18 protein-coding genes are annotated in these 21,451 nt (G+C 74.0%); 6 read left to right on the forward strand and 12 right to left on the reverse strand.

Going from position 1 to position 21,451, the window contains the following annotated elements; translation table 11 throughout:
- Positions 1–40 precede the first annotated feature (40 nt).
- A complete protein-coding gene (locus tag ACLQ2R_RS04720; protein ID WP_425958019.1) occupies positions 41–1,045 on the forward strand; it encodes a hypothetical protein in 1,005 nt (334 codons plus the stop codon).
- Here ACLQ2R_RS04720 and ACLQ2R_RS04725 read toward each other — a convergent pair.
- The 5 genes from ACLQ2R_RS04725 to ACLQ2R_RS04745 form a co-directional block, all read right to left on the reverse strand.
- On the reverse strand, positions 1,000–1,911 hold the full coding sequence (locus tag ACLQ2R_RS04725) for an NAD-dependent epimerase/dehydratase family protein (protein WP_425958020.1): 912 nt from the start codon (positions 1,909–1,911) through the stop codon (positions 1,000–1,002). The two genes, ACLQ2R_RS04720 and ACLQ2R_RS04725, sit on opposite strands and share 46 nt — an antisense overlap.
- 190 nt (positions 1,912–2,101) lie before the next feature.
- On the reverse strand, positions 2,102–3,838 hold the full coding sequence (locus ACLQ2R_RS04730) for a class I adenylate-forming enzyme family protein (protein ID WP_425958021.1): 1,737 nt from the start codon (positions 3,836–3,838) through the stop codon (positions 2,102–2,104).
- Entirely contained in the window at positions 3,835–4,983 is a 1,149-nt protein-coding gene (locus ACLQ2R_RS04735; RefSeq protein ID WP_425958022.1) for a cytochrome P450, read from the reverse strand. The genes ACLQ2R_RS04730 and ACLQ2R_RS04735 overlap by 4 nt, the downstream gene beginning before the upstream one ends.
- Positions 4,980–5,711, reverse strand: coding sequence for a glycosyltransferase (locus tag ACLQ2R_RS04740; protein WP_425958023.1), 732 nt, complete (start codon positions 5,709–5,711; stop codon positions 4,980–4,982). Before ACLQ2R_RS04740 ends, ACLQ2R_RS04735 begins: the two co-directional genes overlap by 4 nt.
- A complete protein-coding gene (locus tag ACLQ2R_RS04745) occupies positions 5,711–6,670 on the reverse strand; it encodes a 3-oxoacyl-ACP synthase III family protein (protein ID WP_425958024.1) in 960 nt (319 codons plus the stop codon). Before ACLQ2R_RS04745 ends, ACLQ2R_RS04740 begins: the two co-directional genes overlap by 1 nt.
- 173 nt (positions 6,671–6,843) lie before the next feature.
- On the opposite strand from ACLQ2R_RS04745, the gene ACLQ2R_RS04750 reads away from it, so the two are divergent.
- The 3 genes from ACLQ2R_RS04750 (at position 6,844) to ACLQ2R_RS04760 (ending at position 10,385) form a co-directional block, all read left to right on the forward strand.
- Positions 6,844–8,295 carry an MFS transporter gene (locus ACLQ2R_RS04750; protein WP_425958026.1) on the forward strand — a complete coding sequence of 484 codons (1,452 nt, stop codon included), beginning with the start codon at positions 6,844–6,846 and terminating at the stop codon, positions 8,293–8,295.
- 229 nt (positions 8,296–8,524) lie between these two features.
- Positions 8,525–8,905, forward strand: coding sequence for an ArsR/SmtB family transcription factor (locus tag ACLQ2R_RS04755; protein ID WP_425958027.1), 381 nt, complete (start codon positions 8,525–8,527; stop codon positions 8,903–8,905).
- A 133-nt stretch (positions 8,906–9,038) separates the two neighbouring features.
- Positions 9,039–10,385, forward strand: coding sequence for an ABC transporter substrate-binding protein (locus tag ACLQ2R_RS04760; protein WP_425958028.1), 1,347 nt, complete (start codon positions 9,039–9,041; stop codon positions 10,383–10,385).
- A gap of 116 nt (positions 10,386–10,501) precedes the next feature.
- Here the strand turns inward: ACLQ2R_RS04760 and ACLQ2R_RS04765 are convergent, their stop codons facing one another.
- Both ACLQ2R_RS04765 and ACLQ2R_RS04770 read right to left on the reverse strand, forming a co-directional pair.
- Entirely contained in the window at positions 10,502–11,467 is a 966-nt protein-coding gene (locus ACLQ2R_RS04765) for a GlxA family transcriptional regulator (protein WP_425958029.1), read from the reverse strand.
- 170 nt (positions 11,468–11,637) lie between these two features.
- Positions 11,638–12,111: a MarR family winged helix-turn-helix transcriptional regulator gene (locus ACLQ2R_RS04770; protein WP_425958030.1), complete on the reverse strand. Its 474-nt coding sequence runs from the start codon at positions 12,109–12,111 to the stop codon at positions 11,638–11,640.
- Between the two features lie 57 nt (positions 12,112–12,168).
- Here ACLQ2R_RS04770 and ACLQ2R_RS04775 point away from each other — a divergent pair, with 57 nt between their 5' ends.
- A complete protein-coding gene (locus ACLQ2R_RS04775; RefSeq protein WP_425958031.1) occupies positions 12,169–12,945 on the forward strand; it encodes an alpha/beta fold hydrolase in 777 nt (258 codons plus the stop codon).
- 99 nt (positions 12,946–13,044) lie between these two features.
- On the opposite strand, the gene ACLQ2R_RS04780 is transcribed toward ACLQ2R_RS04775, so the two are convergent.
- The gene (locus tag ACLQ2R_RS04780; RefSeq protein ID WP_425958032.1) at positions 13,045–13,824 is read right to left on the reverse strand and encodes a glycoside hydrolase family 16 protein; all 780 of its coding nucleotides are present in this window, start codon (positions 13,822–13,824) and stop codon (positions 13,045–13,047) included.
- On the opposite strand from ACLQ2R_RS04780, the gene ACLQ2R_RS04785 reads away from it, so the two are divergent.
- Complete coding sequence (locus tag ACLQ2R_RS04785) at positions 13,807–15,303, forward strand: hypothetical protein (protein ID WP_425958033.1); 1,497 nt, start codon at positions 13,807–13,809, stop codon at positions 15,301–15,303. The two genes, ACLQ2R_RS04780 and ACLQ2R_RS04785, sit on opposite strands and share 18 nt — an antisense overlap.
- A gap of 107 nt (positions 15,304–15,410) precedes the next feature.
- On the opposite strand, the gene ACLQ2R_RS04790 is transcribed toward ACLQ2R_RS04785, so the two are convergent.
- The 4 genes from ACLQ2R_RS04790 to ACLQ2R_RS04805 are packed head-to-tail and all read right to left on the reverse strand — an operon-like array spanning position 15,411 to position 21,390.
- Positions 15,411–16,187, reverse strand: a complete 777-nt coding sequence (locus ACLQ2R_RS04790; RefSeq protein ID WP_425958034.1) for a hypothetical protein — start codon at positions 16,185–16,187, stop codon at positions 15,411–15,413.
- Entirely contained in the window at positions 16,187–17,179 is a 993-nt protein-coding gene (locus ACLQ2R_RS04795) for an AAA family ATPase (RefSeq protein WP_425958035.1), read from the reverse strand. The genes ACLQ2R_RS04790 and ACLQ2R_RS04795 overlap by 1 nt, the downstream gene beginning before the upstream one ends.
- A 48-nt stretch (positions 17,180–17,227) precedes the next feature.
- A complete protein-coding gene (locus ACLQ2R_RS04800; RefSeq protein WP_425958036.1) occupies positions 17,228–19,447 on the reverse strand; it encodes a hypothetical protein in 2,220 nt (739 codons plus the stop codon).
- Complete coding sequence (locus ACLQ2R_RS04805) at positions 19,444–21,390, reverse strand: hypothetical protein (RefSeq protein WP_425958037.1); 1,947 nt, start codon at positions 21,388–21,390, stop codon at positions 19,444–19,446. The genes ACLQ2R_RS04800 and ACLQ2R_RS04805 overlap by 4 nt, the downstream gene beginning before the upstream one ends.
- Positions 21,391–21,451: the final 61 nt, after the last annotated feature.

Genomic DNA, 21,451 nt, shown 5'->3' on the forward strand with positions numbered 1-21,451 from the left:
AAAAGGGGGGATTTGCTGGTAAAGCAGGCAGGAGGTCTCCGTGCGCACCCTGATCGGCTCTTTGGTGATCGCAATCGGCTGTCTCCTCGCTCCCCTGGCCCTCATGGCCGGATGGGCGGCGAGCGAGGTCGCCGATCCCGGAGGGTATCTGCGCACCATGGCCCCGCTGGCGGGTCACCCCGCCGTCCGGCAGGCCGTCACGGAGCAGGTCGCCGACGAGGTCACCCTGCGGTTGCGCGAGCTGGGCGTCCCGGCGCGCGGCGAGCTCATCCGTGAGACGGCGCGGACCGGTTCCGGGGACGACTTCGCCGCGGCCTGGGTGGAGATCAACCGGGTGGCGCACCGCCGGTTCCTCGCCGTGCTGGGCGGCGGGGGAGGCTCCGATCCCTTCACGCGGCGCGAGGGCGTCGGGTACGACCTCGCCCCGATGTACGAACTGGTCAAGCAGCGGCTGCGGCAGACCGGCCTGGAGGCCGCCGGCCGCCTGCCCGACACCCGCCTCACCGCCCGGCTGATCCCGCCCTCCGTGGCGAACGGCGCCCACCACGTGTGCGGGGGACTGCTCTCGCTGAGGTGGATCCTGGCCGGCGCCTCACCGCTCCTGATCGCCGTCGGGATGTTCCTCGTGCGCGACCGGCACGTCGGGCTGATCGGGGCGGGTCTCGGGACGGCCCTCGGCATGCTGGTGCTGGCGATCACGCTGTCCGCGCTCCGCAACGTCTACCTGCCGGAGTCCACTCCCAGGGACGGCCTGCGGGTCGGTGCCCTGCTCGCGATGTTCGACACGCTGACGGGCTCGCTCCGCAGCGGCCTGCGGGTGCTCTTCGGACTGGGGCTGGCGGTGGCGGCGGCGACCTTCATCGCCGGGAACGGCCTCACCCGCCCCGATCGCGCCCCCGGGCCCTCCACGGTCCCCGGCGACTCCGGCCCCCCGGTGGCCCCGGCGTCCCCGGTGCCGTCCGTATCGCCTGTGTCCCCCCTGGTCCAGGAGAGCGTTCCTCACCAGCCCGCGGCGCCCGCGAAGGACGTCGCCGAGGGCCGGTAGCCGAGCCGGGTCCGGGCGGCGGTGATGTCGAGGGTCCGCTCGACGGCGAGGTGTCCCACGGCGTAGCGGGTCAGCCGGGGCGGGTACGGGCGCCGGAGCGCCCTGAACGCGGTCTCGGCCACGGCGGCGAGCGTGCCGACCGGCCCCGGCGGCAGGTAGCGGGGCTCGACGTCCAGGCCGCGTTCCCGGAGAAGGGCGCGCAGGGCGTCGTCCAGCACCACGGGCTCGGCGTCGGTGACGTTGAAGACGCCGTGGCCGACCGGGCCGGAGGCGGCGAGCAGGCAGGCCCGGACCAGGTTCTCCACCGAGGTCAGGCTGATCCGCTGGCGCCCGTCGCCCACCGCGAACAGCCTGCCGCCCCTGACGGCGCCGAGGATCCGGGGGAGCAGCGTGGTGTCACCCCTGCCGTAGACCGCGTGGGGCCGCAGGATGACCGCCCCGTCCAGGCACCTCTCCGCCGCGGCCTTGGAGGCGCCGTAGGCGTTGACGTACCGCAGGACCGGGGCCTCGTCCTCGGAGGCCATCACGGTGGGCCGGAACGGGTCGTAGACGCTGGCCGTGCTGACGTGCACGAACCTGGCGCCGGGGAAGGCGGCGGCGGCGTTGCGGGTGCCGTCCACGTTGGCCGCCCAGACGGCGCCCGGCGGGCCCCAGTCCGTGACGCTCCCGGCGCAGTGGACCACCACGTCCGTCCCGTACGGCCTCGGGGCGGCGCCGAGGAGATCCCAGGAGGTGTACGGGGCGCCGCCGACGTGCTCCCCGGGCACGGAGGGACGCCTGCCGAAGGCCGACACCGTCCAGCCCTCCGCCACGGCCGCCCGGCAGATCGCGCCCCCCACGAACCCCGACGCCCCGGTCACCGCCATCCGCCCCCGGCCCACCGGCCCGCCGGACCGGGGTTCGTCGGACCGGGGTTCGTCGCGTGGCCTGGCGGGCCGGGGCTCGGTGAACCAGGGCCGGGCGTGCTCAGATCCGGCAGGTTCAGGAACGGCGGGTTCAGGCACGATGGGCTCGGAAACGGTGGGCTCGGAAACGGTGGGTTCAGGCTCGCTGGGTTCAGGCACGGCGGGTGACCAGGTCCCGCAGGGCGGCCCGGTCGAGCTTGTCGGACCGTCCCGAACGAGGGAAGGCGTCGAGCGGCTCGATCCGGTCGGGCAGGGCCGCGGCGTCGACGATGCCGGGGAGCGCCCGGCGCAGCAGGGCCTCGTCGTAGCCGTCGGCCGGGACGACGGCCAGCACGACCTCCTCGTCCCCGGTCTCCGGATCGGCGAGCCCGACGATCGCCGCCTCGGCCACCCCGGGCAGCGCCGCGACGCCGGGTTCGTACAGGCCCGGGTAGATGTTGAACCCGTCGCGGAGGATCATGTCCTTCTTCCGGCCGAGCAGCACCAGCCGGTCCCCGTCCAGGCGGACCAGGTCACCGGTGGCGACCTCCCGCAGCGGCTCCTGGCCGAGGTAGCACCGCGCCAGGTGAGGACCGGAGACGAACAGCTCGCCGTCCTCGGCGATCCGGACGCCGACGCCGGGCAGGGGCGTCCCGAGCAGGTCGCCCTCGTCGTGGGCGAGCTTCTCGCCCGCCGACGCGATCGCGACGGGAAGCGCCTCGGTCATCGCGTAGACCGACAGCACCTCGGGCCCGGCCTCGATCGCGCGGCGCAGCACGCCCGGCGGGGCGGGGGCGGAGCCGAGCAGCAGGTAGCGGAGGGTCTTCGGGAGCCGGGGCGTCTCGCGCAGCAGCCGGTCAAGGCGTACCGGGACCGCGAAGGTGTGGGTGGCCCTCCGCTCGGCCAGCTCCGTGGCGAGGTCCCCGCCGCCGGGCAGCGACCAGGTCGCCCCGGCCATCAGAGCCGGCAGCCCGAGCATGAGCTGGTCGGTGTGCACGACGTCGCCCGGTCCCAGCGGGAACGCGCTCCTGAACATCTCCAGCCCGGCCGCCAGCGACCCGCGGGTGTGCACCACCCCGCGCGGGCTCGCCGTCGTCCCCGAGGTGAAGATCACCGCCGCCGGGCGGTCCGGGTCGGGGCCGTGGGCCTCCCGCTCCCAGGAGAGCTCTCCTTCCCCGGACGATCCGGATGATCCGGATGATCCGGACGGACCCGACGGACCCGACGGACCCGACGGACCCGACGGACCCGCCGGGTCCGGCGGACCTCCGGGCCGGAGGCGGCCGGAGGAACGCAGGATCCGTGAGAGCCGCAGCGCCCCGCGGGGGACCCCGGGCAGCCAGGGACCCGTGTACAGGTGACGGACGGGCCGGCCGGGGAGCGGGTCCGCGAGGTTCGGCAGGAGCAGGCCGCGGCGGCGGGCCAGGCTCCTGAACGGGCCGCCCAGGGCGTAGAGCAGGGACTCGGCGACCACCCAGGCGGGCCGGGCGGCGGTCATGCGGGCCGCGAGGACGTCGGGCGCCAGGCCGGGGTCGGCCAGGACGAGCGTCCCGCCCGCCGCCACCGCTCCCAGCGCCAGCGCCACCGCGTCCACCCCGGGCCGCACCGCGAACAGCACCCCGTCTCCCGGCCGGATCTTCCCGCCACCGGGCCCGTCCCCGGCTCTCGGCTCGGACCCCGGCTCTTCCCCGGGCCGAGACCCTTCCCCGGGTCGAGACCCGTTCCCGGGTCGAGACCCGTTCCCGGACGGGGCCCGCCGTGACGGGGGGCCGCCCATGGCGTCGCGTACCGCCGACACCCGGCGGGCCAGCTCGCCGTAGGTGACCTCGCGGCCCCGGCCGTCGACGATGGCGGTCCGCGCGGGCTCCCGGGCGGCGACGGCCATGATCCCGGCGATGACGTCGTTCACGCGGCGCTCACCCACAGCCTCTCGTAGGTGGGGATGAGGACGCCCCTGGCCGCGCGCCGCCGTACCACGCGCACCCGGTGGGGGAGCAGGACGGAGGCCACCGCCCGGATCTCCGCCAGGGCCAGCGGGTAGCCGATGCAGAAGTGCGGCCCCGCGCCGAACCAGAGCCTGCGCAGCTCGGGCGGGTGGGGCCGGGAGGGGTCGAACGGGCCGTACGCCCTGGCGCAGTTGTGGGTGACGATCAGCACCCGGTCGCCGGGCCGCACCACGACCCCGCCGACGCGGGCGGCGGCGGAGACCGAGCGCAGCATCACCGGCGTCGGCGTGGTGACCCGCATGGCCTCCTCGACGAGCGCGTCCAGCGCGCCGGGGCCGCCGGGGCCGGCGGGGTCGGCGACCGGGGTGCGGTGGTCGTGCACGAGGGCGACGAGCCGGGGGACGAACGTGGCGACCGTCTCGGTACCGGTCAGGAAGAACGCCCCGGCCGCGCCCCTGGCCTCCGCCGCCGACAGCCCCTGCGCGCGCATCCGGCCCATCACCGTGGACTCATCCCCGGCCTCGTAGGCGGCCTGCGCGATGTCGCCGATCCGGTCCAGCACCCGCCGGGCGGCCGCCACCTGCCGCTCCGACAGCCGGCGCGAGCGCAGCGAGACCATCGAGACGACCCGCTCGCCGTCGGCGAACAACTCCCTGGCGCGCGCCTCGGAGACCTCGCCCAGGCCGATCACCCGGCAGATCACCGCCCCGGCCATCAGCCGCATGGCGTCCACCAGGTCGACGGTCTCCCCCCTCGCCAGGCGCGCCTCCAGGTCCGCCAGGGGGGCGCGGAGCACGTCGTCCACCAGCGCGGAGACGTGGGCGGGGGTGAACAGCGGTGTCAGCTTCCTGCGCAGCGCGAGGTGACCGGGACCCTCCATGTTGAGCAGCACGGACGGGCCCAGCACGGGCGTCCACAGGTCGCCGGGCGATCCTGGGCCGTCCTTGCGGAAGCGCTCGTCCATCAGCACGGCGCGCGCCACGGCCGCGTCGTTGACCACGACGCCCAGGCCGGGGACGCGGACCACCGGCCCGAGACGGGCCAGCAGCCGCATCAGCGGGTAGGCGAAGGGGTGGGCGGCGAGCTGGAGCCTGCTCTCGTGGTTCACCGGACGTCGACCACGTCGGGCCGGTAGTGGTGGTCGGCGTACCAGGCGAGGGTGCCCGCCAGGCCGTACGCGCGCAGTCTGCGCACCGAGCCGAAGACCACCACGTCGCGGCGCGAGGCGTACGCCGGGGTGAGCGCGCGCACCCGGTTGACCAGGGCGCGGTCCTCGTGGACCTCCTCGATCGCGGTCCTGGGGAAACCGCCCGCCCGCACGTACAGGTCCGCGGTGATGGCCAGCGTCGCGCCCGGCATCATCACGTACGGCCCCAGGTAGCGCGGGTCCCTGTTGCCCGGCCGGAAACGCCCGAAGGACGCCGCCACCCCGATCACGAACGGGATGAGGTGCCGCTCCCAGAGCTTGAGCCGGAACTCGTCGGTCCGGGGCCGCAACTGTCCCCCGACCATCTCCAGCCCGTCGCCGAACGCGCGGCGGATGTTGCGCGTCCAGTCGGGGCGGGGCAGGCAGTCGGCGTCGGTCCTGGCCAGGTGCGTGGCCCCGTGCGCGATGGCGTGGCGCATCCCGGTGTCGGAGGCGGCGCCGGTGCCCTTACGGGTCTCGACGATCACCTGGACGCCGTGCCGCCTGACGACGTCGGCGGTGCCGTCGGTGCTCGCGTTGTCCACCACGAGCAGGGTGAAGTCCCTGTCGTCCTGCCCGGCCAGTGCCCGCAGCGTCGCCTCGATCCCCGCGGCCTCGTCGTACGCGGGGACGATCACCCACAGGTCCATCACATCTCCGCCAGTATCACGCCGGTGCTGATCCCGCCGCCGAGCCCGAGCAGCGCCACCCGGTCGCCGGGGCTCCAGCCGCCCAGCGCGAGCTGGAGCGGCAGCGTGGTCGAGGCGCAGTTGCCGTGCTCGGTCAGGCTGACCACCAGCCTGTCCTCGGGGATGTCCAGCACCTCCGCCAGGAAGCGCAGGTAGGGCAGCGCCACCTGGTGCACCGCCACAATGGCGAAGTCGTCCCAGGTCAGGCCGGTGCGCTTGAGGGCGTTGAGGAAGATGTCCGGGCCCACCGCCTCGAAGGCCCGCTTCAGGGCGCGCCCGTCGCCGCGGAAGTAGGAGTACTCCAGGTCGCGGGGGTGCGCCGAGCCGCCCCCGGGCAGGGTGCCGATCTCCCAGGCCGTGGAGTCGGCCGCGAAGTCGCGGTAGAAAATGCCACGTTCCATATCGGCGGCGACCGTCACGGCGGCGCCGGTGTCCGACAGGGTGTAGCCCGCGAAGGAGTCGGCGAACTGCGCGCGGTCCCTGACGTGCCACCGGATCGCCCGCGACGGGATCTCCCCGGCGCAGACCACGACCTTGCGGTGGGCGCCGGACAGGATCAGCGCCTCGGCGATCTGGATCCCGTTGAGCATGCTGTTGCAGGCGTTCTTGACGTCGAACACCGGGCAGGTGAGCCCCAGCTTGGCCGCCACGATGTGCGCGGTGGCGGGTTCGATCATGTCCTGCGAGGCCGACGCGAAGATCAGCAGGTCGGTGCCGGAGTGGTCGAGTTCGCGTACCGCGCGGACGGCCAGGTCGGAGGCCTGCTCGCCGTCACCGGCCACGTGGCGCCGCCTGACACCGGTCATGCGCTCGACGATGCCGCGACGGGGCGTGTAGCCCTCGATCCGCCGTTCCACGTCCGCGCTGGACACGGTCCGTTCGGGCAGGTACGTCGCCACGCCCGTGATCCGGGCCCTCATTGATCCCCCTGAACGGCGTCATGTATCGCTCTGTTTGGCGCAATGTATCTAAAACGCAGGTATTTGTCCTGATTGCCTGGTGGGGAGGGACGGCGGGACCGCCGGAAATCAGGAAAAAAAAAGGGCCCTCCTCCGCCGCATGAGCCGATCCCGCCGGGGTAATCGGAGCCGACATGAACGACGCTCAGGCGAAGGCGGTGACCACGAAGGTCCCCGCGCGTTTGGACCGGCTGCCATGGTCGCGCTGGCACTGGATGATCGTGATCGGCCTCGGGACCGTCTGGATCCTCGACGGTCTCGAAGTGACGATCATCGGAAACCTCTCCGCCACCCTCGCCAAGGAGGGCAGCGGGCTGGCGATCACGCAGGCCCAGGTGGCGGGCACGGCCGCGGCCCTCTACGTGGCCGGGGCGTGCCTGGGGGCACTGTTCTTCGGCTGGCTCACCGACAGGTTCGGCCGCAAGAAGATGTTCATCATCACCATGGTCGTCTACCTGGTGGCCACCGCCGCGACGGCGTTCTCGTTCTCCGCCTGGTGGTTCTTCCTGTTCCGGTTCCTGACGGGTTTCGGCATCGGCGGTGAGTACGCCGCGATCAACTCGGCCATCGACGAGCTCATCCCGAGCCGCCACCGGGGCAGGATCGACATCATCATCAACGGCAGCTACTGGCTCGGTGCCGCGGGCGGCGCGCTGCTGACCGTGCCGCTGCTCAACAACCTGCCGCTGAACATCGGCTGGCGCGTGGCGTTCGGCCTGGGCGTGGTGCTCGGCCTGGCCATCCTGCTGGTCCGCAGGCACGTGCCGGAGAGCCCGCGCTGGATGTTCATCCACGGCCGCGACCGGGAGGCCGAGGACCTGGTCGGCGAGGTCGAGACGCGGATCGAGCGGGAGAAGGGCGTCCGGCTCGACGAGCCGTCGCAGTCGATGACCATCCACCAGCGCAAGGCGATCGGGTTCGGCAGGATCGCGCACACGATGGTCGCCCGCTACCCCAGGCGCACGGTCCTCGGCCTGTCGCTCTTCATCGGCCAGGCGTTCCTCTACAACGCCATCACCTTCGGGTACGCGCAGATCCTGTCGACCTTCTTCGGCATCGAGACCGAGACCGGCTACTACTTCGCGGTCATCGCGGTCGGCAACTTCCTGGGCCCGCTGCTGCTCGGGCGGCTGTTCGACACGGTCGGCCGTATCCCGATGATCTCCGGTACCTACATCGGGTCGGGGGTGCTGCTGCTGGGCACGGCCTGGCTCTTCAACCAGGGGATGCTGACCGCGGTCACGCTGACCGCCTGCTGGTGCGTGGTGCTCTTCTTCGCCTCCGCCGGGGCGAGTTCCGCCTACCTGACCGTGAGCGAGATCTTCCCGATGGAGACGCGGGCCATGGCCATCGCGTTCTTCTACGCGATCGGCACCTTCGTGGGAGGCGTGTCCGGCCCGCTGATCTTCGCCAGTCTCGTGGAGAGCGGCAGGCCCGGCGAAACCGCGCTGGCCTTCAGCATCGGTGCCGCGCTCATGATCGCCGCCGGTCTGGTGGAGCTCTTCCTGGGCGTCAAGGCCGAGGGCAAGGGGCTGGAGGACATCGCCGCACCGCTGAGCACCGCGTCCGCTCCGGCGTCGGACTGAGGGCGGGGACACGAGCCGCCGGGCGTCGCGTCCGGTGGGGCGTTCGCGTCCGCTGGGGTGAGGCGGGGCGTAAGGCGTGACACGGCACGGCACGGCACGGCGTGGCGTGACGCGGCGTCGGACCGCGTGCCACCCCCGGTGCGGCGTGGGACCGGGCTTGGGGCGATTTTCCCGATTGATGACCTTGATACGATAGTCGTTATCATTGAGCATCTGTTCAGGAGTTGTCATGGAAGCCGTCACCGCCCTGGACACGTGCGCGACCGTACAGCCGGACGAGGGCAAGGTGGCGGCGACGCGGGACCGGCTCGTCACCCCCGAGGAGGCCGCCCGGCTCGCCGACCTGTTCCGGCTCCTGGGTGACCAGACCCGCGCCCAGCTGCTGTACGCGCTGCTGGAGGCCGGGGAGATGTGCGTCTGCGATCTCACCGAGACGGTCGAGGTCAGCGACACCGCCGTGTCGCACGCGCTGAGGCTGCTGCGGACGGCGGGCATCGTGGCCGGCCGGCGCTCCGGCCGGATGATCTACTACCGCCTGGCAGACGCCCATGTCCGGATGCTTCTCGACCTCAGCCGCGAGCACCTCCGCCACGAGATCGTCACGGGCTGAGGGCGTCCCGGTCGGACGTTCGGCGCGTTTGATCCCCTTCTGTGGTGGCAGTGGACCCCTAAGATCGTTTTCCGCGGTGGGCCTCCCCGGGCTTGACGTCGTCGGCCGCACCACGATTCCGCTGGAGGTATGCATGCGTCGCACCACTCGCGCGCTCGCCGTGACCACTACCGCCGCCCTCGCCCTCGGGCTGGCGGCCTGCTCCCCGAGCGGGACGGCCGACGGACGCACGCCGGTCCAGCAGGCCGTTCCCACGGGAGGCAAGAAGCCCGCCAAGCCCGTCACCCTGACCTACCAGACCTCGTTCCTGCCGGAGGCGGCGCTGCGCGAGGCGCTCACCGCCTTCGAGAAGGCGAACCCCGGGGTCAAGGTCGAGCTGCGCGTCCTCGACGAGTCCGGCTACCACGCGCGGCTGCCGAAGGATCTCGCCGTGGACAAGGCCGCCGACGTCGTGGGCCTGCGGATCCCGGCGATGACCCCTGAGATCAGGGACCGGCTCCGCCCGGTCGCCGACTGGAAGGACACGGTCTCCGCGGACTGGCTCGACGAACTCGACGAGACCGCGATCGACCGGACCGAGAAGGCCGCCCGGAACGGGAAGCTCTACGCCGTCCCGATGGGGTCCAGCGGCGGCGCGGTCATGTACTACAACGCCGGGCTGCTCTCCGAGCTCGGGATGTCCTTCCCGAAGAGGGCCGCCGACCTGGAGACCATCGTCAGGCGGCTCAAGAGGGAACTGCCCGACGTGCAGCCGGTCGTCTTCTCCGGAGAGCCGCGCCGGCAGGAGGAACTGCTCTTCACCCTCGCGGGCCAGACCGACCCCGACCTCTCCGACGAGCTGCTCGCCGGCCGCGGGAAGTGGAACGGCCCCGGCATGGTCTCGGCGCTGACCGCCTACGGATCGCTCTTCGAGCGCGGGGTGCTGGCCAGGTCGGCGCTGAAGCTCAAGGGCGACCGCCCGGCCGAGCTCTTCCGCTCGGGCAAGGCGCTGTTCCTGGTGGACGACTCGCGCCAGAGCACGATGCTGTCCGCGTCCCACCGCAAGACCGGCAAGATCTCCGTCAAGAACGTCGGCGCCGGTCCGTTCCCCACCATCCTGCCCGACGCCGAGCCGGCCGTCCGCAGCACGCCCGAGGTGGGTCTCGCCGTCACCAGGAGCTCCAAGCACGTGGCCGAGGCGGCCGCGCTCGTCGAGTTCCTGACCGTGGGCGACGGTGTCTCCGCCTGGGCGAAGGACCTGACGATGGTCCCCGCGCGCGAGGGCTTCCGGGTGGAGTCGTCCACCTTCGCCACCCCCGAGGGCAAGAAGGGGTACACCGCGATCGAGGAGCTGGTCCGTGACGGCGACTCCGCGAACGTTCCCGACACCGTGTTCCTGGAGCGGGCCGAGGGCGAGATCATCCTCGACGTCGCCCATGGCAGGCTCACCGCACGCAAGGCGGCCGACCGCCTGCAGAAGGAGTGGTCGCGCGGCCAGTGACCTTCCCGGCCCGCCGGAGCCCCGGGCGCCCGCGGGCCGGCGGTGACGTCCTGGGGCGTCCCAGGCGTTCACGTACCGGCGGTGACGTCCTGGGGCGTCGCGGGGCCGGTGACGTCTCAGGCGTCCGCGGTCCGGAAGGTACGGCGGTAGGCCATCGGTGAGACCCCGACGGTCGCCTGCAGATGCTGGCGGAGCGAGGCGGCGGTGCCGAACCCGGCACGCAGGGCGACGCCGTCGACCGGCAGGTCGCTGGTCTCCAGGATCCGCCGGGCCAGCTCCACCCGCTGCAGGGTCAGCCACTGGCCCGGGCTGAGGCCCACCTCGTCGCGGAACCGCCGGGTGAAGGTGCGCCGGCTCATCCGGGCGTGGGCGGCCAGCTCGCCGAGCGGGAGCGGCTCGTGCAACCGCTCCAGCGCCCAGGTCCTGGTGGCGGCGGTCGTGGTGGCGGCGGGCGCGGGAAGCGGGCGCTCGATGAACTGGGCCTGGCCGCCGTCGCGCCACGGCGGGACGATGCACCGCCTGGCCACCCGGTTGGCCACCTCGGTGCCGTGGTCACGCCGGACGATGTGCAGGCACAGGTCGATGCCCGCGGCCACGCCGGCCGAGGTGAGCACGTCCCCGTCGTCGACGAAGAGCACGTCGGGATCGACCCTGACCCGGGGGAAGAGCCGCTGGAAGTGCTCCGAGCTGCTCCAGTGCGTGGTCGCCGGGCGGTCGTCGAGCAGCCCGGCCGCCGCCAGCACGTAGGCGGCCGTGCAGATCGAGACCAGGCGGGTGCCCGGCCGGATGCGCGCGAACGCGTCCGCCACGGGCGCGGGCAGCCGCCCCTCGGCGGAGATGGGACCGAGCCCGTAGGTGGCCGGGATCACCACGGTGTCCGCGTCCGACAGGGCCTCGGGGCCGTGCCGGACCGTGATCGAGAAGTCGGCGTCGGAGCGTACCGGGGCGCCGTCGACGCTGCAGGTGATCACCTCGTAGAGCCGTTCGCCGGCCGGCCCGCGGGCACCGCCGAAGATCCGTGGCGGGATGCCCAGCTCGAAGGGGATCACACCGTCCATCGCGAACATGACGACCCTGTGCATGGCCTGATTGTCACACACGAAAGATACGGGCCACCCGGACCGTCCCGACCTTGACCGTCCTGACCCCGACCGTGCCGGCCGCGCCCGGGTGGCGATCGCGGTGCGCAGGCCGGCGGCGGTCCCGGTTCACCCGGCCCCCGGCGGTCGTCCCCGCTGCCCGACGTCGGTCCTCAGTCCATGTCGACGTCGTCGAGGAGTCGCAGGAGGCGCGAGAGCACCCGCAGGCAGGCGGTGACCTCGGCGTCGGTCAGGTCGTCGCCGACCTGGCGCAGCATCGCGCGTTCGCGGTCGGTCACGGCGGTGACGGCGGCCCGGCCCGTCTCGCTGAGCCGGATGAGCGAGGACCTCTTGTGCGCCGGGTTGGGGACGGACTCGACCAGGTGACGTGCCGCGGCCTCGTTGACCATGCGCTGCACGAACTGGCGGCTCAGCGCCTGGGCGCGACCCATCTGGGGGACGGTCATCGGCCCGTGCCCGTGCAGCATGGTGAGCACGGCCCGCGTCCCCACCGAGAGGCCCTCCAGGGGCACGTCCTGCTCGACCTTGCGCTGGGCGCGCCGGTAGAGCGGCCCCACCAGGTCGAACACCTCGGTGAGCCGGTCGGTCACCGCTGCGGCCGCCGGGCCGTCTCCGGTCTCTCTCATCTCACCATCATGACACCTGGGTTGTCATACTGGCGCAAAAATGACACCTTAGGTGTCATGAATGATCTGTTCTGGACGGACACCGGCACCGGCCGCCCCGTCGTCCTGCTGCACGGCGGCTTCGTGGACCACCACATGTGGGACGACCAGATCCCGGTCCTCGCCTCGCGGTACCGCGTCGTCGCGCCCGACGCCCGCGGCCACGGCCGGTCCGCCAACGCCACCGAGCCCTACCGGCCCACCGACGACCTCGCCGCGCTGCTGCGCCGTCTGGACACCGGGCCCGCGATCCTGGTGGGGGTCTCGATGGGTGCGGGAATCGCGGTCGACACCGCGCTGGAGCACCCGGAACTGGTCGACGCCGTGGTCGTCAGCGGCGCCGGGACCAGCGAGCCGTACTTCACCGACCCCTGGACCACCCGGGGGCTGGCCACCTGGCACGCGGCGATGGCCGCCGGTGATCTGGACGCCTCGGTCGAGGGGTTCATGCTCTTCGCCGCGGGCCCGCACCGCGCTCTCGACGACCTCGACCCCGAGGTCGCGGGCCGCCTGCGCCGGATGGCCAGGGCCACCATGTCCAAGCACACCGGCGGCGAGCCCGACCTGCTCGTCCCGGTACGCGACACCTGGGAGCGCGCCGCCACGATCGGCGTCCCCGTGCTGGCGATCAACGGCGCCGCCGACTCGCCCGACCACGTCGGCATGGCCGAGCGTCTCGCCGGGGCCGTCGCCGGAGGTCGCGCGGTCTCGATCCAGGGGGCCGCGCACTACCCCAACATGGAGCGTCCCGAGGAGTTCGACGAGATCCTCGGCGACTTCCTCCGCGCCGTGTGACCGCGCCGCCGTCGCCCGGGGTCACCACCGGGGGACGGCGCCGGACCGCGAAAGGGCGCGGGACCGGGGTCCCGCGCCCTTCGTGCCGCCGGTACGGGCTCAGCCCGCCGTGCCCGACGCCGGGTAGATGCGGAGCCAGTCCACCTCCATCCACGCCTCTCCCGCGCTGCCCTGGCCGGGGAACCAGTCCAGTTGCAGGCAGACGGACATGGAGCTGCGGGTGGCGTTGCCCGAACGGAACCACTCCTTGCCGTCGATGTACCCGACGACGGCGGCGGGGGTGATCTCCACGGCGTAGGTGTGCCAGGTGGTCATGTCGATGTCGGCGTGGGCCTGCTCCTGCCCCTGGGGCGTGTGCAGGAAGAAGTTCGGCCGCCGCCGCTCCGGATCGTCGATGACCTCCAGGAAGTCCACCTCCTCACCGGTGGAACTGCGCACGTTGCCGCCGCCGTCCTTGGGCCAGAGCAGGGCGACCGGATGGTACGAGCCGGCGCCCGGGTACAGCCGGACGCGGGTCTCCCAGCGCCCGTAGGCCTGGTCGTGACGCGCGGCCAGGCCGGTTGTCGTCCCGTCCTCGCGGCCGTGCAGGTAGAGCGCCCCGTTGCCGAGGTAGAGCTGCTGCGGGGAACGGCGGCCGTTGCCGGCGTGCCCGGCGGAGTCGTAGAAGACCCAGTCGGACTCGTCGAGGTAGTCCTCGAACTCCGCGCACCAGGCCGGCGCGCCCCAGCCGAGGGCCTGCGCGGCGCTGGTCTCGCCGGACGCGGCGGGAGCGCAGGGCGCCGCCGAGGCCACCTGGCCCTGGGCCGAGCTGAGGGTGCTGACCGTCAGCGCGGCCACCATGCTGAGTACGGCCACGCGCATGTGGGACCTGGTGACCATGGCTACTCCTCCCAGGATCTGGCGCAGAGCGTGGACGGGCTGAAGCTCCAGCAGCCGACACCCGTCGGGCTGGGCATCGGGGCCGGCGCCGTGCTCGGCGACGGCGGAAGGGGGGACGCGGGCGGGGCGAACACCCAGCGCGGTGTCTCAGGCGTCACGGGCCCCTGGTTCGCGATCAGCAGGACACCGGGTTCCGCCGTACGGCCCAGCCAGGGCGCTAGACTCCAGCACGAGGCGAGATCCCCGGGACGGCAGGGTTCGAGGGAACGCCGGAGCGGGGGGAGCGGCACGACGGCCCGGGCCGGGGGCGTCGGGGACGGGACCACCGTCGGGACCCGGACGAGTTCCGACGTGTCGGTCAGCGGGTCGGCGTCGTGGACGCCCGTCCTGCCGGGGGTGGGCCTCGGCGCGTGCGAGGGCCGCCGTGCCGACGCGGTGGACGGTGTGGCGGACGGCGCGGTGGGCGGTGGCGTGGTGGCCCGGCGGGACGGGCTCGTCGAGGGCTTCGGCGAGGCCGGCTTGACGGTGGCCGACGTGGTCGGCTTCGGGGTGGCGGTCGGCGCGGGACTGGTGCTTGGCTTGGGGGTGGCGCTCGCGCTGGTGCTCGGCTTGGGGGTCGCGCTCGTGCTCGGCTTGGGCGTGGTGCTGGTGCTCGGCTTGGGCGTGGTGCTGGTGGTCGGCTTGGGCGCGGTGCTCGCGCTCGTGGTCGGTTTCGGCGCCGGCTGCGTGGCCGTGCCGGAGGGGGCCGGGCTCGACGGCGGAGTGCCGGCGCTGGACGACGGCGCCGGGCTGCCGTCCGTGGTGGGTCTGGTCGCGGGTTCCCGGTCGTCGGGCGGGGGCGTGGGCGCGGCGTTCTTCGGCGCCGCCTGGGACGACTTCGGCGCGGCCGACGGCTTCGCGGCACGCGCGCCGTTCTTGGGGGCCGTCGCCGTGGTGCGGGGCGCCTCCGCGTTTCTGCGGGGGGCCGTCGCCGTGGTGCGCGGTGCCTCCTCGGTGGAACGTGTCCTGCCGGACGGGGAGGCCGTGGTCCTGGCACTTCTGGTCTGGGCGGGCTCCTGTCCCGCCCTGTCCCGGCGGGGCGTCCGGGACTGCTCGACGGGCGCCTCCCTGGGTGTCCGGGTTCGCTCGTCGGGCGACTCCCGGGGGGCGACCCTGGTGCCGGTGGGCCGGTCGGCGGTACGGGAGGGGAACTCCTCGGTCTCCGGGAGGGACCGCGCGCGCTCCCGCGGAGCGCCGCGGTTCCCCGTTTCGTCGGGCGAGGTGTTCCTGGTCGATCGGGCGGGCGGGTCGGCGTCGACGGGGGGGTTGCGGAGCGATCGGGAGGGGGGCTCGGCCTGCGGCATGTCCGCCTCGGAGACGCTTCCCCGCGGCGCGACCTCCTCGGGCGCGGAACGAGGCTCGGCGCGGGGGGCGGGGGCGTACTCCTGCGAGGGCGCGCCGGCGTTCACGCCCGGGTCCGCCACGGCGGCCCACGGCTGAGCGATGATCGCGCTCGTCGTCGCGGACACCGCGGCCAGCAGGAGTCCGGAGAGCAGGCTGACACGCCGGGATGAGCTGCGTTGGGGCATTGGGGGGCTCTTCCTGGGTTATGAGGTGGGCTCTGGACCGGAGACGGGCTTCCATCCCGCGGTCGTGAATTCGGGGGTGCCCGGAAGGGCTACGGGCGGTACCGAGGTGGTGAGGGGGTCGGGGACGTTGACCCAGTCCCCCCGATCCGCGCCGCGCAGGCCGGGATGCCAGACCATGAGCAGGCTCATGGCGTACGGGCTGGAGTAGGTCGGGTCGGTGTCGTTGACACCCTTGGTGGCGGTCACCTGCACCAGCACGGAGACCTGGATCTGGTCCCGCTCCCGGGCCCGCCACTGGACGCCGATCGTCCGCGTCCGCATGGCGGCGCCCTCGGGCAGCGCCCCGTCCTTGGGAAGGCCGAGGATCTCCCGCCAGCCGGCGGCGGCCTCGCGGGCCCCCGCCCGCGCCGCGTCGTGCTGGTCCGGCGGGGCGTACAGCACCGCGGCCTGCTCGGCCTGCTCGCCGTCCAGGGTCCAGGCCGCCTCCAGCGCCGCGGCGGCGGCCGAGGCCGCGCCCAGCTCGGTGTGCGGGAACCCGACGGGGTAACCGGCCGCGCCCTCGTAGCCGGAGGGCGCGGCGAGCCGGATGGTGTCCCCGGCGTTCCCGGCGCTCCCGGTGCTCTGCGAGGCCGTGGCACCCGCGGGATCGAGGGTGGCCCGCAGCAGCTGCCACGCGCCGGCCGCCAGCAGGATCGCCCCCACGATCGAGACGACCACGATGAGCATTCTCCGCCGGTTGGTCGGCGGAGGGCCCAGATCCCAGTCCAGCGAGGGATCCTCGGCGACATGTGGCACTAGTGGCTCCGGTCGGAACGCTGGCCGAACGCCACTCCGGCCGCCGCCGCCAGGCGCAGGTACGCGCCCCGGGTCGTCGGGCGCAGGCGGACCAGGTCCACCTCGGCGCCCTCCTTGAGGTGCGGGTCGTAGGGGATGCGGATCACCGAGCGGCAGCGGGAGCTGAAGTGCCGCTCCAGCAGGTCCAGGTCCACGTCGGACTTGGGCTCCACCGCGTTCAGCACCACGATGGCGTTCCTGACGAGGTCGGCGTGACCGTGGGCGGTCAGCCAGTCCAGCGTCGCGGCGGCCGAGCTCGCCCCGTCCACCGCGACCAGGCTGACCAGCACGATCTGGTCGGCCAGCTCCAGCGTCGCCCCCATGGCCCCGTGCAGCAGGCCGGTCCCGCAGTCGGTGATGCAGATGGAGTAGTAGCGCTCGATGAGACCGGCGACCGTACGGTAGTCCTCGGCGTTGAACGCCTCGCTCACCGCGGGGTCGGTGTCGGAGGCGAGGACCTCCAGGCGGGCCGGCGACTGGGAGGTGAAGGCGCGGGCGTCGGCGTAGCGCAGGATGTGCGGGGCCTCGGCCAGCATGGTGCGGATGGTCGCGGCCGTCTCGGACTTGACCTTGATGCCGAGGGTGCCGCGGTCGGGGTTGGCGTCGATCGCGATGACCCGGTCGCCGCGCAGGGAGGCCAGGGTGTTGCCCAGCGCCACGGTCGTGGTGGTCTTGCCGACCCCGCCCTTGAGGCTCATGACCGCGATCCGGTGGTGACCGCTGGCCACCGGGGTCTGTGCCTGCGCCATCAGCGTGCGGCGTTCCAGCTCCGCGGCCGACTCCGCCGGGATGATGCGCCTGCCGGAGAGCTGCCAGACGAGGCGGCGCCACCCTCCGGCGGGCTCCGGGCGGCGGTTGGTGAGCAGGTGTTCCGCGGTGAGCGGGACCACCTCGTGGAACTGTTCGGGAGGGGTGGGCGGCGATTTCTGGATGTGGGGGGAGGTATCCGTCATTGCCAAGGTCCTTTCGCAGGGGGCGATCGCGGGGGGGAGGGGAGGTTGTCAGCAGGTCCGCCAGCGCACCGTGGTACCTATCGAGTCGTCGGGGCCGTGAACCGTCAGCGGGGCGGTGACGGTGGCCGGGTTGCCGCACCAGTTGCGGACCCTGTGGGCACGAAGATTGATCACCTGCGTGGTCCCCTGCCGCAGGGTGCCGGTGGACGGGCTCACGGCCAGCCCGGGAGCCGATATCCGCCACGTGAGCGGTTCTCCCGAGAGGCCGAGGACCAGGTTTCCCTGGCCGAACTCGTCCAGCGCCACGATGGGCGGGACCCGCAGGCGGGAGGCGAGTCCGTCCTGGGGTGCCGGCGCGTCGTCGGCCGGGGGCGGCCGGGTGGCCTGGCTGGTGGAGGACTGCAGCGAGCTCGCGGGCTCCTCGGGCCCGATCGCCGGGCCGAGGAAGTTCATTCCGGTCAGGGTGCCGGCCGTACCGGCCACGACGATGATGGCGATCTTGACGGTCGTGTTCCTGATCCGCGTTCCCGCCCAGCTCATCGCCTCCAGTACGTGGACCGCCCGCTCGTCCCGCGCCTCCTCGGGGCGGTCGTCGGGTTCGGTGTGGAAGCGCAGGGCCGGGACCTGGTCGTCGTCCGCGGGGGCAGGGGTCCGCATCTCGACGGACGCCTGCCCGGCGAGGACGACCGGTTCGGTCCTGACCTCGGGCTCGGGGACGGGTGCGGGGGCCTGCCGGGGGATGGTGCCGGTGATCTCCTCGCTCTGCGCGAGGACCTCGCGCGCCCAGGCCTGGGTCCGCAGGGCGTCGTAGAGGGGGGTGTCGTGCCCGGCGACGGGGGGTGCGACCGGCGGGCGGGACGGCCGGATCCGGTGGGGCGGCAGGGCGGGCAGCGGGGGCAGTCCCGAGGAGAGGGGGGAGCCCGCCGCGGGCCCGCCCGCCGGGGACGACCCCGGCGAGGTGGTCCCGGGCGCGGTCGTTCCCCCCGAGCCGGCTTCGTACGAGCCGGCGCCGGGAGACGTCGCGCGGGACGGTGGCGCGCCGGGCGGTGCCGTCGCGGACGACGCCGCGCCGGGAAGGCTCGCGTCCGGTCGCCGCGTGCCCGGTGGGGCGGCCGACGGCCTGGACGCCACCGGCGGATAGGGGGACGCGCCCGGCCTGGGCGCGGCCGCTCTGGGCGCGGTCGTTCCGGTCGCGGCCGTCCCGGGGGTGGCCGTTCCGGGGGTGGCGGTTTCTCGCGCGGACGGTCCGGGCGCGGGCGGTCGCACCGGTGGCGTCACCGGCGGGGGCGCCGGTACGTCGTCCCGGCCCGGTGGCGTCGCCGGTGTCAGGGACCGTTCCCGTGGGGGGAGCGTGGGCGCCGGGGGCCGCCCTCCCGCCGGGGGCGCCGACAGGAGGGGGGACCTGCCGCGAGGCGGGCGCGCCTGCGGCGGCGCCGGGGACGGCGACCCGGTGGGCGCGGACGGAGCCCCGGCGGGCGCGGACGGTACCTCGGTGAACGGGACGCCCCCGGCCAGGGCGTCCGTGAGCCGCCGGCGTTCCTCTGCGGAGAGCGGTACGACCGGCGGGTGGGAGACCATCTGCGGGACCGTGTAGCGGATGTTGAACGGCCGGGTGCACACGGAACACCTGATCATGTGGGACAGCAGCCGCGTCCGGGCGTCCTCGGAGCCGATGCCGGAGGGTCGCTCGTGCCCGTCGGGAGGCCCTCCTGGCAGACCGGCCGGGAAGGCGCCGGGGAAGACGGCCTCCACCAGCGGGGGGAGTTCCGGACAGGTACGCCGCCCGTGGGTGAGCGCGTCCAGCCCGCTCACCAGGGTCTCGATCAGGTCCTGGGTGCGGGTGGCGAGCCTGCCGATCTCCTCGGCGGGCATCGCCAGCACGTGGGAGAGGTCCTCCATGCCCAGCGCGTGGCGGTACATCAGCCTGAGCGTCTCCGTGCCCAGGGGGTCGACGATCGTCCACACCCGCTCGATCAGGGAGGCGTCGGGCATGCCGGGTCCGGGACCCGGCACGTAGCGCTCCCGGTGGTCGGGACGGGTACGGCGGTCACGCCGCAGCACGGCCAGCGATCGCCCCCGGACCGTGACGTTCCCGGGGGCCGCCTCGGCCCGGACGGCCGCCAGCGCGGAGACGACCGCCGCGTGCACCCGGCCGGACTCGAGGCGGGAGGCGGCGTAGTCCACCAGGTGCGCGCCGTGCTCGCGTACCCAGGCCGCCTCCTGGCCGGGGCCGGGCGCGGGGCGCCCGGTTCCGGTGGGTGTGCTCATCGGCCGTCGTACTCGACAGGGTCCGGCTCGACCTGGCCCTGGTCGGGCAGGAGTGCGTCCCGCTCTCCGGTGTCCTGGCCGGAGCCCCACCGGCCGTCGGCGGGGTCGTCGGAGCCGGACCGCGGGGGTCCCTGCCGTCCCCGCTGTCCCTGCTCCTGCTGTCCGGACTCCTGCCGTCCGGATTCCTGCCGGGGCGGGGCGGGCAGGCCGGGATCCTCCTGACCGGTCCCGGAGTCACCGGGGACGTCCTGCCGCGACCCCTCGGGCGAGTCGGGCGAGTCGGGCGAGGAGGCGTCCCCCTCGGGGATCGGACGGGGGAGCGGCACGGGCGGCGGGTCGGTCACCACGAGTTCCAGGTTGCGCTGCGGCAGGCCGGTGAACTTCGTCCAGTTGCTGACCTCGCCGGGCGCGGGCTCGGCGTAGAGCCAGCGGACGAAGGCGGGCCACACGCACGAGTCACGGGGGATCGCCTGGCGGCCGGTGGCCGGATCCGATCCCTTGGAGCGGTTCAGCTCGTCGATCTCCTCGGCGGTGTAGTCGCGGCACGGCGGGGTGCCCGGCGGGGCGATGTTGAGGTCCCACACACCGTTCTCGTCGGTGTAGCGCATCCCCCTGTCCAGGCCGAGGGCCTCCTGGGCCCGCCGCAGCAGCTCGGGATCCTTGAAGATCGGCAGCGAGACGCCTCCGTCCGGGCCGCCGCCGGGAAGCCGCGGCGCGGCGGGGGTGAGCGTGGTCCCGTCGGGACCCCGCGACGTGTTCTCGCCGGGGCCCGCCGAGGGCCGGGACGGAGCGTCGGGCGCGTCCTGCGACGGCTCGGCCGCCCGCGGGCGCTCACCGGGCTCGGCCGGGGTCGTGGCGGTCGGCGGAGCGGGCAGCGGAGCGGGGGACGCCTCCCGCGTCGGCCGCGTCCTCCTCTGCTGCGTGGCCGCGTCGTCCGTCGGCCGGGTCTCGGGAACCGTCGCCTCGCTCCTGGGGGCGAGGGGCCCGCCGGGACCGGACCGGATCGCGGGCTTCAGGCTCCCGGTCGGCCGGGAGCGCGGCGTGCCGTCCTGTTGCCTCGGGGTCTGGTCACCGTTGCCGGTCCGGGGCTGGGACGACCGTTCGCCACCGGTCCGGGGCCGGTCCTGGGAGGTCCTGGGGTCGCCGGTCGGCCGGGGCTGGGACGACCGGTCGCCACCGGTCCGGGGCTGGCCGGTGACGTTCCCGGTGGGTCGCGGTTGCGCCGGCCGGGAGGGGTCCGCCGACCTCCCCTGGCTGCTCTCGGGAGCCGGCTGAGGGGCCACGACCACGGTCTGCTGGGGCTGCTCGATGACGCTGCCGCTCTCCTGGTTCTTCGGCTGGTTCTGCGAGATGTTGCCGCTGAGCTTCTCGGTCGGGGTCGGAGCCGGCTTGGCGGGCGGGTCGTTCACCACCGGGGGCCGTACCGCGGGAGCCGGGTCGGGCTGTACCGGTGCCGCGGTGCGCCTGGCGGCCTGGGCGTTCGACGTCGCCCTGGGGGCCGAGGACGTCTTGGGCGCCGACGACCGCGCGGGGGCGGCGGTCTTGGCGGGGGGCGCCCCGGTGCTCCTGGGGTCGCCCGGCCGCTGCACGAGCGGCGCGGCGGCCGCCGCGGCCAGGACCGGGAGGGCGACGCAGCCCTTCCCCGCGGCTCCGACCGCGTGCCCGTCGACGGTGGTCGTCAGGCAGACCCGCGGGTTCTCGGCGGTGTCCGCGGCCGAGCCCTTCGAGATCGCGCTGCCCGCGTCCGCGCCGGAGAGCGACAGGGGCCGGTCACCGCCGGGCGACGCGGTCGACGTCCAGGCGACGGCCTGGTCGTCCAGGAGGTAGGTCCCCGCCACCAGTCGCATCACCCGCCCCTCGCCGCTGTCGGGACGGGCGGCGATGACGGCTCCCAGTCCGGCGCCGGCGCCGAAGACACCGATCGCGACACTCGCGGTGATCACCGTCGCACGTGATGGCTTACGTGAGGGTGTCATCTGAATGTTCCTTTTCTTCCGGTAAAGC

Source organism: Streptosporangium sp. DT93, from assembly GCF_049844535.1.
Classification (GTDB): Bacteria; Actinomycetota; Actinomycetes; order Streptosporangiales; family Streptosporangiaceae; genus Streptosporangium.